The 12,461-nt window shown below is 73.6% G+C and carries 12 protein-coding genes; 4 read left to right on the top strand and 8 right to left on the bottom strand.

The window, feature by feature from the left end; genetic code table 11:
• Positions 1-16: 16 nt before the first annotated feature.
• The 3 genes from QSK03_RS26190 to QSK03_RS26180 all read right to left on the bottom strand — a co-directional run bounded on the left by QSK03_RS26190 (position 17) and on the right by QSK03_RS26180 (position 3,336).
• The gene (locus QSK03_RS26190; protein ID WP_285658246.1) at positions 17-754 is read right to left on the bottom strand and encodes a DUF3159 domain-containing protein; all 738 of its coding nucleotides are present in this window, start codon (positions 752-754) and stop codon (positions 17-19) included.
• A 127-nt stretch (positions 755-881) separates the two neighbouring features.
• On the bottom strand, positions 882-2,090 hold the full coding sequence (locus QSK03_RS26185) for a homogentisate 1,2-dioxygenase (RefSeq protein ID WP_285658244.1): 1,209 nt from the start codon (positions 2,088-2,090) through the stop codon (positions 882-884).
• A 10-nt stretch (positions 2,091-2,100) separates the two neighbouring features.
• Entirely contained in the window at positions 2,101-3,336 is a 1,236-nt protein-coding gene (locus QSK03_RS26180) for a cytochrome P450 (RefSeq protein ID WP_285658242.1), read from the bottom strand.
• A gap of 38 nt (positions 3,337-3,374) precedes the next feature.
• Here QSK03_RS26180 and QSK03_RS26175 point away from each other — a divergent pair, with 38 nt between their 5' ends.
• Positions 3,375-3,818, top strand: a complete 444-nt coding sequence (locus tag QSK03_RS26175) for an SRPBCC family protein (protein ID WP_285658240.1) — start codon at positions 3,375-3,377, stop codon at positions 3,816-3,818.
• Positions 3,819-3,933: 115 nt separating this feature from the next.
• Here the strand turns inward: QSK03_RS26175 and QSK03_RS26170 are convergent, their stop codons facing one another.
• The 4 genes from QSK03_RS26170 to QSK03_RS26155 form a co-directional block, all read right to left on the bottom strand.
• A complete protein-coding gene (locus QSK03_RS26170) occupies positions 3,934-4,782 on the bottom strand; it encodes an SAM-dependent methyltransferase (protein ID WP_285658238.1) in 849 nt (282 codons plus the stop codon).
• A 54-nt stretch (positions 4,783-4,836) separates the two neighbouring features.
• On the bottom strand, positions 4,837-5,799 hold the full coding sequence (ppk2, locus tag QSK03_RS26165; RefSeq protein WP_285658236.1) for a polyphosphate kinase 2: 963 nt from the start codon (positions 5,797-5,799) through the stop codon (positions 4,837-4,839).
• A 58-nt stretch (positions 5,800-5,857) separates the two neighbouring features.
• Positions 5,858-6,733, bottom strand: a complete 876-nt coding sequence (locus QSK03_RS26160; protein ID WP_285658235.1) for an MBL fold metallo-hydrolase — start codon at positions 6,731-6,733, stop codon at positions 5,858-5,860.
• 110 nt (positions 6,734-6,843) lie between these two features.
• Entirely contained in the window at positions 6,844-7,578 is a 735-nt protein-coding gene (locus tag QSK03_RS26155) for a DUF998 domain-containing protein (RefSeq protein ID WP_285658233.1), read from the bottom strand.
• A gap of 59 nt (positions 7,579-7,637) precedes the next feature.
• On the opposite strand from QSK03_RS26155, the gene QSK03_RS26150 reads away from it, so the two are divergent.
• On the top strand, positions 7,638-8,321 hold the full coding sequence (locus QSK03_RS26150) for a TetR/AcrR family transcriptional regulator (protein WP_285658231.1): 684 nt from the start codon (positions 7,638-7,640) through the stop codon (positions 8,319-8,321).
• 96 nt (positions 8,322-8,417) lie between these two features.
• Here the strand turns inward: QSK03_RS26150 and QSK03_RS26145 are convergent, their stop codons facing one another.
• Positions 8,418-10,094: a thiamine pyrophosphate-binding protein gene (locus QSK03_RS26145; RefSeq protein WP_285658229.1), complete on the bottom strand. Its 1,677-nt coding sequence runs from the start codon at positions 10,092-10,094 to the stop codon at positions 8,418-8,420.
• A 72-nt stretch (positions 10,095-10,166) separates the two neighbouring features.
• On the opposite strand from QSK03_RS26145, the gene QSK03_RS26140 reads away from it, so the two are divergent.
• Positions 10,167-11,552, top strand: a complete 1,386-nt coding sequence (locus tag QSK03_RS26140; RefSeq protein ID WP_285658227.1) for an SLC13 family permease — start codon at positions 10,167-10,169, stop codon at positions 11,550-11,552.
• A gap of 95 nt (positions 11,553-11,647) precedes the next feature.
• Positions 11,648-12,427, top strand: coding sequence for an IclR family transcriptional regulator (locus QSK03_RS26135; protein ID WP_285658225.1), 780 nt, complete (start codon positions 11,648-11,650; stop codon positions 12,425-12,427).
• Positions 12,428-12,461: the final 34 nt, after the last annotated feature.

The raw sequence follows: 12,461 nt of genomic DNA, 5'->3' as shown, positions 1-12,461 counted from the left end.
TGGCCGGGCGGGGCCGTCATCGCCCAGTCCCGGTGACGAGCCGCTGCGTGCTGCGGCGGAACGCCCAGAAGACGACGAGGCCGGCGAGCACGGTCAGCGGCAGGCCCATGGCGACCTTGGCGACCGCGAGCCGGCCGGTGGCGTCGGCGAGGTAGAGCCACCGGGTCACGACGAAGCGGGCGCCGAACACCGCGGCCGCGGCGAGGGTGGCGACGTCGTGGGCGCGCCGGGTCGGGCGGTCGTCGCGCCAGGCGTGCCGCCGGCCGTGCACGAGGCTCCAGATCACGCCGGTGACCGGGTGCCGGACCAGCACCGACCCGAGGGTGACGACGGTCCCGGTCAGGGCGGTCCAGATGCCGACGAGGAAGAAGCCGGAGGCGGACCCGACCCACGCGGCGATGCCGCTGGCGACGGCGACGCCGAGCACCCCGCCGATCGCGGTCGGGAAGGCCTCGCCGCGCAGCAGCCGGATGACCGTGATCAGCACCGCCGCGCCGACGGACACGGCGATCGCGAGCGTCAGGCCGGCGACCGCGTTCGCCACGGCGAAGGCCACGACCGGCACGTTCGACCAGAAGAAGCCCCACTTCCCGCCGAGCTGGTCGAGCACGGTCGGCCGCGCGGCCGGTATCCGCTCGGTCGCGGCGATCTGCTCGATCGGCGCGGCCGGGACCGCCACGGGCCGGGTGACGTCGGCACCGTCGGGGGTCGGGTACGCGGTCCGGCGGTCGGCCTGGCAGAGGTCGGGTCCCATCGGTTCCGGCTCCTTCGCGGTCGGCAGGTGAGCTGCGACCAGCGAAAGGTGTGCCGTGGCGGCACGCTCAAGGCCGACGTGACCGGAGTCACGCGAGCGGTGCCGGGAGAGCGCCGACCCGGATCGGTCAGAGGGGCCCGTCGGGCCCGCGGCCGGCCCACGTCCAGGCGTAGCGCCCGTCGTCGGCGGCGAGCCCGCCCTCGCCCAGCTCGAGCGGGCGGAAGGTGTCGACCATGACCGCGAGCTCGTCGAAGCGCTCCGCGCCGAGCGCGCGCTCGGTGGCCCCCGGCTGCGGACCGTGGGAGTGCCCGCCCGGGTGCAGGCTGACCGAGCCCAGCCCGATGCCCGAACCCTTGCGGGCCTCGTAGTCGCCGCCGCAGTAGAACATGACCTCGTCGGAGTCGACGTTGGAGTGGTAGTAGGGCACGGGCACCGCGAGCGGGTGGTAGTCGACCTTGCGGGGCACGAAGTTGCAGATCACGAGGTTGGCCGCCTCGAACACCTGGTGCACGGGCGGGGGCTGGTGCACCCGTCCGGTGATCGGCTCGAAGTCGGCGACGTTGAACGTGTAGGGGTACAGGCAGCCGTCCCACCCGACGACGTCGAACGGGTGCGTGGGCACGACGTATCGGGTGCCGGCGATCCCGCCGCGCGCGTCGCGGTGCTTGACCAGGACCTCGACGTCGGCCTCCTCGACCACCACCGGGTCGTCGGGCCCGTGCAGGTCGCGCTCGCAGTACGGGGCGTGCTCGAGGAACTGCCCGTACCGCGAGAGGTACCGCGCGGGCGGCCGGACGTGCGAGTCGGCCTCGATCACGTAGCAGCGCAGGGGCGCGTCGCCCGACGGCAGCCAGCGGTGGGTCGTCGAGCGGGGGAGCACGACGTAGTCGCCGCCGGTCACCGCCAACGTGCCGAACACCGTCTCGACCCGGCCCTCGCCGGCCTCGACGTAGACGCACTCGTCGCCGACGGCGTTGCGGTAGAGCGGCGAGGTCTCGCCCGCGACGACGTAGGAGATGCGGACGTCGGCGTTGCCGAGCACGAGGCGCCGGCTCGTCACGGGGTCGGCGGACTTCCACTCCTGGCCCGGGAACAGCCCGTGCAGGGCGAGGTGGCGCGGGAGCAGCGGCTGGTTCATCGAGGTGCTCAGGTCGCCCGGGGTCCACGGCGTCGCGTCGACCACCGCCGAGGGGATCCCGACGTGGTAGAGCAGCGACGAGTCGGAGCTGAAGCCCTCCTCGCCCATCAGCTCCTCGGCGTAGAGGGCGCCCGAGGGCGTGCGGTGCTGGGTGTGCCGTTTCTCCGGGACGTCCCCGACCCGTCGGTAGAAGGGCATGTCCGTCTCCTCACCAGCGCAGGGGTAGGCGCGTGACGCCGTTGATGAAGTTCGAGGTGAGCCGGCGGGGCTCGCCGTCGAGGGCGACCTCCGGGAGCGCCCCGGTGAAGGCGCCGAAGAACGCCCGCAGCTGCAGGCGGGCGAAGTGGGCACCGAGGCAGAGGTGCGGACCCTGCCCGAACGCGAGGTGGTCGCACGGGTCGCGGGTGACGTCGAAGCGGAACGGGTCGGCGAAGTGCCGCTCGTCGTGGTGCGCCGAGACGTGGTAGACGACGACCTTGTCGCCGGCGGCGATCTCGGCCCCGCCGAGGGTGGTGTCGCGGGCGGCGGTGCGGCGGAAGGTGAGCACCGGCGGGTGCCAGCGCAGCATCTCCTCGATCGCCTGTGGCAGGACGTCCGGGCGTTCCCGCACCAGCCGGTACTGCTCGGGGTGCTCCACGAGCGCCAGGACCCCGCCCGGCAGCGCCGAGCGCACCGTGTCGTTGCCGGCGATCGTGAGCAGGAAGAAGAACATCGCCAGCTCGGTGTCGTCGAGGGACTCCCCGTCGACCCGGGCCTCCACCAGGGCGGTCATGACGTCGTCGGCGGGGTGGCGGCGCTTGTGGTCGGCGAGCTCGCCCGCGTACGCGAACATCTCGGCGAGCATCGCCGGCGACCGCGGGTTCACGGGCCTGCCGTGCTCGTCGCGGACGACGTCGGCGTGCTCGGGGTCCTGGTAGCCGATCACGCGGTTGGTCCAGGCGAGCAGCAGGCCGCGGTCGGACTCCGGGACGCCCATGAGCTCGGCGAGGTTGGTCAGCGGGAAGTCGTCGGTGACCTGCGAGGGCAGGTCGCAGTGGCCGTCGCCCGCCACCTCGTCGATCAGGCGACGAGCGCGGGCGGCGACGTCGTCGGCGAAGCGCTCGAGTCGCCGGCGGGTGAAGGCCGCGGTGACCAGCTTGCGGAGCCGCCCGTGCTCCGGCGGGTCCATGTTGAGGATCATCCGCCGGATGAACGGGAGGTCGCCGGGCTCGGGGTCGCGGATCTGCGTCGCGCCCAGGGAGGAGCTGAACACCTCGGGCGTGCGCAGCACGGTGCGGACGTCGTCGTAGCGGGTGACGGCCCAGAACCCGGGCCCGGCCGGCCACTCGCCGACCGCGTGCTCGTCCTGCCACGCCACCGGTTCCTCGTCGCGCAGCCGCCGCAGCGCCTCGTGCGGGACGGCGCGCGCGAACACCGCCGGGTCGAAGACGTCGACGTCGCTCACCCTGCGATCGTGGCAACTCGCCGACCGAGGAGGAACCCATGAGCGAGAAGGTCGTCACGGCACGCCGGGAGGTCGACGCCGCCCCGGACGCGATCTTCGAGCTGATCGCCGACCCGGCCCGCCAGCCGGTGTGGGACGGCAACGACAACCTCGCCGAAGCCGCGCCGGGCCAACGGGTCCACGCCGTCGGCGACACGTTCTCGACGGTGCTGACCAACGGCGGCCTGCGGGAGAACCACGTGGTCGAGTTCGCCGAGGGACGGCTCATCGCCTGGCGCCCGTCGGAGGCCGGGTCGCCGCCGCCCGGGCACCTGTGGCGCTGGGAGCTCGAGCCCCTCGGGCCGGGCCGCACCGCAGTGACGCACACCTACGACTGGACGCACCTGACCGACGAGGGAAGGTTCGCCCGGGCCCACGCGACCACGACCGACAGCCTGCGGGCCTCGCTCGATCGCCTCGCCGCGCTCGCCGAGGGCTGCTGAGGCGCAGTCGCGGTGATCAGGAGTGCGCTGTGCACCCCGATACGTCGGTCGCGGTGGACGAGGCGCTCCTGATCGTCGCGGGGCCCGGTCATCGGCTCGTCGGTGACGCCCCCGCTCAGGGCAGCGTGGCGATCGCGGCGTAGCCGCCGGTCGGGCGCGCGCCCGGGGTCGGTTCCGGCCAGTCGACGATGTCGACCATGCCGGGCGGGACGAGGTCGTGGCCGCCGAGGAGCTCGTGGATCTGCGGGCGGCTGCGCAGCACGACCTCGGTCGCGCTGCCGCGATAGCCGTCCTGGATGGCCCGCGTGCTCGCCGCCAGCTCGGGATCGTCGTGGTCGGCGCTGCCGTGGGTCATGACGTGGACGCTGCCGGGGGCGAGCGCCTCGCGGTAGCGGGCGAGGATCGACGGCAGCTCGGGGTCCGGGACGAAGTGCAGCACCGCGACCGTGAGCAGCGCCGCCGGGCGGCTCGTGTCGATCAGGTCGCGGACCCCCGGCGCGTCCAGCACGGCCTCCGGGTGGCGCATGTCGGCGCGGGTGACGCTGACGTGCTCGAAGCCCTCGATCATCTCGCGCGCGTGGGCGACGGCGACGGGCTCGAAGTCGACGTAGGCGACCCGGGCGTCGGCGCCGTGGGACAGGGCGACCTCGTGGATGTTCCCGACCGTGGGCACCCCGGAGCCGAGGTCGAGGAACTGCGTGATGCCCCGCGCGAGGCACCACTCGACGGCCCGGCGCAGGAAGTCGCGGTTGGCGCGGCACACGTAGCCCATGTCCGGGTTCTGCGTGAGGATCTTCGCGGCCTGCTCGCGGTCGACCGCGAAGTTGCACGCCCCGCCGAGCAGGTAGTCGTAGATGCGGGCGGCGTTGGCGCGGTCGAAGTCGATCCCCGCCTCCAGCGCCCGTTCGTGCTCCGGCCACGGGGCGCCGGTCGGGACGTCACCTTCGTCGGATCGCGCGGTCACCCGGCGGCCTCCCTCGCTCGCGCTGACTGCCCCGATCGTAGGCGGGCCGGCGCCTCAGCCCGAGGTCCGCGGCGGACGCATCGCCGGGGGTGGGGGCGCGTCGGCGTTCTCCCCGTGCTCGAAGAGCGAGGCGGCGGGGCCGACGACGTGCGGGTCGGGGGTGCCGACGACGTCGTGGTCCTTCTCGGGGTAGTCGAACCGGGAGAGCACCGAGCGCATGGCCTCGAGGCGGGCGCGCTTCTTGTCGTTGCTCTTGACCACCGTCCACGGCGCGTCGGCGGTGTCGGTGTAGAAGAACATCGCCTCCTTGGCCGCGGTGTACTCGTCCCACCTGCCGAGGGAGGCCAGGTCGGTGGGGCTGAGCTTCCAGCGCCGCACCGGGTCGACCTGCCGGATGAGGAACCGCGTGCGCTGCTCGTTGCGCGAGACCGAGAACCAGAACTTCACGAGGCTGATGCCGCTGCGCACGAGCATCCGCTCGAGGTCGGGGGCCGCACGCATGAACTCCATGTAGTCGCGCGCCTCGGTGTAGCCCATGACGCGCTCGACGCCCGCGCGGTTGTACCAGCTGCGATCGAACAGGACGATCTCGCCGGCCGCGGGCAGGTGCTCGACGTAGCGCTGGAAGTACCACTGGGTGCGCTCGCGCTCGGTGGGCTTCTCGAGGGCGACCACCCGCGCGCCGCGCGGGTTGAGGTGCTCCATGAAGCGCTTGATCGTGCCGCCCTTGCCCGCCGCGTCGCGGCCCTCGAAGAGCACGACGACCTTGTTGCCCGAGTCCTTGACCCAGCTCTGGAACTTCAGCAGCTCGATCTGCAGCAGCCGCTTCTGCTCCTCGTAGTCCTCGCGCGAGAGGCGCTCGGTGTAGGGGTAGCCCTCCCGCCACGTGTCCACCGGCGTGCCGTCGGCGCCCAGCAGCAGCGGGTCGTCGTCGCCGTGGTCCTGCACGGACACCCCGTCGAGGTCGAGTGCGTCGTCGGGGCCGTCGGGGTGGCGTCCGTCGGTGTCCTCGGTCATCGGCGCATCGTCGCCGGGCCAGGTGGCGGGCGGGTGAACGCGGTGCCCGCCGGGGCGATCAGGGGCCCGGCCGCCGCGAGGCGTCCCAGGCGGCGACGTGCACCTCGGCGACCTCGTTGGGTCCGATCTTCCAGCTGGGGTGCCGGTCGAACACGAGGGTGTCGTGGCCCGGCACGATCCGGTCGACGTCACCGCCGAGGTACTGGTGGATCGCGCCGTAGGTCATGAGCATCGAGTACGTGTTGCCGTTGGTGTAGCCGCTGGGCCACATCTCCTCGACGTTCGAGTACCACATGACGGCGTCGCCGGCGACGACGTAGTGCCCGCCGGAGGTGTCCACCGAGACCCACTGGGTGCCGAAGGTGTGCCCGTCCTTCGAGAGGTGGCCGCGGATGCCGGGCGCGAGCTCGTCGCCGTCGCCCACGAACAGCAGCCGGTGGTCGCGGGCGAGCTCGCCGAACACGCGGGCGTCATCGCGGTCGAACGACGAGGTGATCCAGCTCTCCTCGCCCAGCGGGGTGTAGAGGTCCGGGAGGGCGAGGGCCTTCAGCCAGCCCTGGTACTCGTCCCACTGCACGTACACCTCGGCGTTGGCGAACGCGCCGACGTTGTTGGCGTGGTCGAAGTGCATGTGGGTCAGGAAGACCTTCTCGATCTGCTCCGGCGCCACCCCGACCTTGGCCAGGACGGTCTCGGGTGGCTCCCAGTCGTAGAAGCCGAACCGGTGGATCCACTTGTCGGCGTGGAAGCCCGCGTCGACGAGGTAGTGGTGGACCGTGCCGCTGTCGTCACCGTCGTCCTGCCCGCTGAGCAGGACGTAGATCATCGGCGAGGCGGACACGCCCTCGCCGCTGTGGATCGGGACCCCGCCGAAGAACTCACGCGGCAGGTCGACGTGCGAGAAGCACAGGGGGCGGATCGAGTAGTCGGGCATGGCGGACTCCACCTTCCGGTCGGACGCCCCCCGTCCAGGGACACGAGTAGCGCCGTCCGTACCCGGTGGTCCAGGGCGGTGTCCGGCACCGCTGGACGACGGGCGACGCCTCAGGAGGCCGGGGTGAGCAGCGGGGTGCGCCGGTAGAGGTCGAGCGAGACGAGCGCGAGCCACGTCCACGCGACGATCAGCGCGACCCAGAAGCCGAGCACGACCACCGGGGTGGCGCTCCCGGTCGCGATGCCCGCGAAGCCGACGAGGAAGAGCACGCCCGTGATGCGGGAGAACCAGGCGAGGCCGGTCCGGTCGCGGTAGGCGCGGGCGAGCACGAAGCAGCCGACGACGAGGGCGAGGAACCCGAGGCCGCCGAACAGCAGGTGCCCGAGGCCGGCGATGCTCGGCGCCTCCGGCCCGTCGTCGCGTGTGCCGGGCGGGAAGCCGTTCATCGGGTCCGCGACGAACACCCCCGCCCCCACCATCCCGATGCCGTAGCCGGCGACGAGGCGCGGACCCCAGACACTGCCCGGCCCGCCCCCGAGGACCCGTAGGGCGCGCCGCATGCCCACCGCCGCCGCGATCACCATGAGGCCGGAGAGGACCAGGTTCGCGATCTGGATCCAGCCCAGCGGGCCGTTGGCCAGCAGGCTCAGGTCGTGGCGGGTGAGGTCGAACCCCTCACGCGTGAGCGCCTGCGCCAGGCCGACCACGACGTAGAACGGTCCGACGATCACGCCGTAACCGAGCAGCGACCGCGTGATCGCCGCCGTGCGGTCGGCGTCCCCCCGCCCGACGAGCGGGCTGCCCGACGGTCCGGTGCCCCGCTCGTTGGACTGATCGGTACTCATGGACCGAACGGTACTGAGCTGGGTACCGTGCGGTCCAGTCTTCCCGCGGAGGTGGCGTGGTGACCGACGCCGAGGGCCTGCTGGTCCGGGTCGGACCGGGCGTACCGACGGCCCGCGCGGCCCCGACGGCGGGCAAGCGGGCCGCGATCGTGCAGGCCGCGACCGCGCTCTTCCTGGCGCAGGGCTACCGGGCGACGAGCACCGAGCAGATCGCCGCGGCCGCGGCCGTCTCCAAGCAGACCGTCTACAACCAGTTCGCCGACAAGTCGTCGCTGTTCGCCGAGATCGTCCTCGGCGTGAGCGCCACCGCCGACGCCTTCGTCGAGGAGCTGGGCGCGGCGTTCGACGGGGTCACGTCCGCGGCGGAGCTCGAGCCGGCGCTGCGGGCGGTCGCGCGCCGCTACCTGGCGGCGGTCGGGCACCCCCAGGTGCTCGCGCTGCGGCGGCTGGTGATCAGCGAGGCCGCGCGGTTCCCGGAGCTCGCCGCGACGTACTGGGCGCGGACGCCGTCGCGGGTGCTGGCGGCGCTGGCGGGGCACCTCGCGGAGCTCGACCGGCGGGGTCTGCTGTCGGTGGGTGATCCCGCGGCGGCCGCCGACGACCTCGCGTTCCTGCTCGTCGGGCGAGTGCTCGACGAGGGCATGTTCCACCCCGAGGCGCCCGCTCTCGACGACGCCGCGGCGGCGCGGCGCGCGGACCACGCCGTCGACGTGTTCCTCGCCGCGCACCCACCGGGGCCCTAGACCGCCGACGACCGTGGCCGGCGCCGGACTCCTGACATCCCGGGAGATCGAGTTGGAGAGCGGCGTCCGGCGGTCCGCCCCGCGGTGCGCGCCGCCTCACCGCGCGGCCGGGGGCTCGAGGCCGGGCGGCAGGCCGTACATCGGGTGCTGGACGACGTCGACGACGGCCGGCCCGTCCTGCGCGAGCGCCGCGTCCAGGGCGGGCGGGAGGTCCTCGTCGCGCTCGACCCGCACCCCGAACGCCCCGAGCGAGCGCGCGAACGCGGCGAGGTCGGCGTTGCCGTAGAACACCCCGAGGTAGCGGCCGTCGTGCGCCAGGCGCTGGCGGTCGCGGGTGTTGCCGTAGGCGTTGTTGTTCATGACGACGGTGACGACGCCGAGGCCCTCGCGGACGCAGGTCTCGAGGTCCTGGGCGACCATCCAGAAGCTGCCGTCGCCGCTGACGCACACCGTGCGCAGCTCGGGGCGCGCGAGCGCGAGCCCCATCGCCGCCGGGAACCCCCAGCCCATCGCCCCGCCCGCCGACCCGGCGAACCGGCCGGGCCGGGGGAGCCGCAGGTAGCGGTGGGTCCACGGCCCGAAGCTCGGCGCGTCCTGCACCAGCAGCACGTCGCCGCGGGCGGCGAGCGGGGTCAGCGCCGCGATCGCCGCGCGGCTCGACACCAGGCCGCGCGGCTCGTCGTCGTCGAGGACGGGGGAGTCGGGCGCCGAGGCCTTCTCGTACTCCGCCCGCAGCGCGGTCCGCCGCCGGAGGCGCGCGTCGTCGGGGGGAGGGAGCGCTGACGCCAGCGCCCGGGCGGCCACCCCGGCGTCGGCCACGAGGCCGACGTCCGGGACGTACACCCGGCCCAGCTCGACGGGGTCGACGTCGACGTGGACCAGCCGGGTGCCGGGGTGCAGCAGCGTCCAGCGCCGCGTCGAGAACTCGGAGAACCGGCACCCGAGGGCGACCACGACGTCGGCCTCCTGCACCGCCCGCCAGGTGACGTCGTGCACGCCGTAGCCGAGGGCGCCCAGGAAGGCCGGGTGGTCGTGGGAGACGGCGCCCTGCCGCAGCCAGGTCGTCACCAGCGGCGCCCCGAGTCGGTCGGCGAGCGCCGTGAGGTCGTCCGGGGCGTGCGCGGCGCCGCCGCCGGCGATCACGACCGGGCGCGCCGCCGCCGCGAGGACCCCCACGGCCTCGGCGACCCCGGACGGGTCCGCTGCCGGCGGGTAGGGGCGCCACCGGCGGGCCGGGACGACGTCCTCGTCGACGGTGTCCTGCAGGACGTCCAGCGGCAACGACACGACCACCGGACCCGGCCGCCCCGAGACCGCGGTGCGGACCGCGCGCTGGAGCAGTTCTGGGATGCGGTCGGCCCGCCGGACCTCGAGCGCCCACTTCGTCATCGGCCGGAAGGTGGCGACGACGTCGGCCTCCTCGAAGGCGCGGCGCTCGACGATCCGGTCGGCGACCTGGCCCACGAGCAGCAGCATCGGCACCGACTCGTCGTAGGCGTTCTGCACGGCGATGGCCGCGTTCGCGGCGCCCGGTCCGCGCGACACCAGCGCCACCCCGAGGCGCCCGCCCCGGGACGAGCCGTCGGCGAGGAACCCGGCGACCTGCTCGTGGCGCGTGTGCAGGTAGCGGACGTCGTCGCGCCGCGCGATGGCGTCGATGACCTCCATGACCGTCGTGCCGGGCACGCCGGTGACGAGGTCGACGCCCTCGGCCGCGAGACACGCGACGACGAGGTCGGCGCCGGTGCTGGGGCTCGCTGTGACGGTTGACACGAGTCGAGCCTGCCAGACACTCTTCTTCACCGCAGAGAAGACTTCTGCTCCGAAATCCGGGGAGCGATCACCGTGTCCATCCACGTCATCGGGATCATCGGTCTCGTGCTGATCTTCGTCATCGGCACGCTGCGCCCGGTCAACATCGGGGTCCTCGCCCTGATCGCCACCTTCCTCGTGGGCACGCTCGTGGCCGGCGAGAGCGTCAAGGACGTGCTGTCGGGCTTCCCGCCCGACCTGTTCGTGCTGCTCGTCGGCGTGACCTACCTCTTCGGGCTGGCCAGCGTGAACGGCACGCTGCAGTGGCTGGTCGACCGGGCCTGCGGGCTGCTCGGCGACCGCCCGGCGCTGGTGCCGTGGATGCTCTTCGTCTTCGCCGCGATCCCGACGATGGCCGGCGCGCTCGGCCCGGCCGGCGTCGCGATGCTCGCGCCGCTGTGCATGGGGATCGGCGAGCGCTACGGCGTCGACCGCCGGCTGTCGGCGCTCATGGTCATCCACGGGTCGTCGGCCGGGAACTTCTCGCCGCTCAACGGCCTCGCGGTGATCGTGAACCGGGCCGCGGACGCCGCCCACCTCGACCTCTCGGCCGCCGAGCTGTTCTTCGGCAACCTCGCGGCCAACCTCGTGCTCGGCGCCGTCGCCTACCTGCTCTTCGGCGGCCCCGCCCTGATCCGCGAGGGCCGGGCCGAGCCCGCCGTGGACGGCGCGGCGGTGGCCGGTGCCGGGTCGGGGGCGGCACCGGCCCCGTCGGCTCCGTCGAGCGGGCCCGACGGCGGTGGCGGCACGGCCACGGCGGCGGCCGGGACCACGGAGACGGTCACGACCACCACGACCGTCGCCGACGCCCCACCGCGCGAGGCCCTGCGCATCGACCAGTGGATCACCCTGATCGTGATCATCGGCGTGGCCGTCGGCGCGCTGGTGTTCGGCGCGGAGATCGGCTTCCTCGCCCTGGGCGCGGCGGCCCTGCTGCACCTGGTCTTCCCCGACCGCGTGGCGGGTGCCGACAAGCGCATCGTGTGGACCGTGGTGCTGCTGATCTGCGGCGTCGTCACCTACATCGCGGCGCTGCAGCGCTTCGGGACGATCGACGTCGTCGGGCACGGCATCTCGTCGCTGGGCACGCCGCTGCTGGTGGCCTTCCTGCTCTGCCTGGTCGGGGCGGCGACCTCCGCCTTCGCCTCGAGCGCGGGGCTGCTCGGCGTGCTCATCCCGCTCGCGGCGCCGTTCCTCCTGAGCGGGCAGATCGCCGCCGGCGGCGTGATCGTCGCGCTGGCGATCTCGGCGACGGTCGTCGACTCCACACCCTTCTCCTCGGTGGGTGCGCTGACGCTCGCGAACGCGCCGGAGGAGGGGCGACCCCAGGTGTTCCGCACCCTGCTCGCCTGGGGCCTCACGCTGATCCTCGTCGCCCCGGTGGTCACGTGGCTGGCGTTCATCCTCCCGGCGTCGTGAGTGCCTACGTGAGCGAACTTCCGGGCTATAGCCCGGAAGTTCGCTCACGTGCGCGGGGGATCTTCTGCACAGCAGAGAGTCCGTAGGCTCGGGGCATGGACGCCGAGGCTCCCGAGTTCGGGTCGACGCCGCAGTACCCGATCGACTCGGTGGACAACGCGCTCAAGGTCCTCCTGCTGCTCGGCGACCGGCCGCGGCTGCGGCTCACCGACGTCAGCACCTACCTCGGGGTCGCCACCTCGACCGCGCACCGGCTGCTCGCGATGCTCCAGTACCGCGGGTTCGTCCGGCAGGACGCCGCCACGCGCAGCTACGTGCCCGGGCCCTCGCTCGACGGCGTGGCGCTCGGCATCCTGCGGCGCCTCGACGTGCGCACCCGCGCGCGGCCGGTGCTGGAGAAGCTCAACGTCGAGCTCGAGGAGACCGTGCACCTGGGCCGGCTCGAGGGCGACCAGGTGCACTTCATCGACTCGATCGAGAGCAGCCGCGCGCTGCGGGTCGGGGGCCGCCTCGGGCGGTCGGTGCCGGCGCACTGCACCTCGAACGGGAAGGCGATGCTCGCGACCCTCGACGACGAGGAGGTGCGCGCGCTCTTCCCGTCCGAGGAGCTGGAGCGGATGACGCCGCACTCGATCGGCACCCGTACCCAGCTGCTGGCCGAGCTCGCCGCGATCCGCGCCGCCGGCTACGCGACCAGCGCCGAGGAGAGCGAGGAGGGCGTCGGCTCGATCGCCGTCGCACTCACGGGCGCCCGCAGCCCGCGCCACGCGATCAACGCCTCGGGCCCGACCGGACGGCTCGCGGAGCCGCGGTGGTCGGCGATGCTCGAGGCCGTCCGCGAGGCGGCCCGCGAGATCGACACCCTCCTGCTCTGAGCACCTTGACGGCGCCCGGCCACGCCCGTCACTC

Source organism: Actinomycetospora sp. NBRC 106375, from assembly GCF_030269665.1.
GTDB lineage: Bacteria > Actinomycetota > Actinomycetes > Mycobacteriales > Pseudonocardiaceae > Actinomycetospora.
The sequence above is the reverse complement of the archived record's forward strand: the minus strand, read 5'-3'. Positions and strand labels throughout refer to the sequence as shown.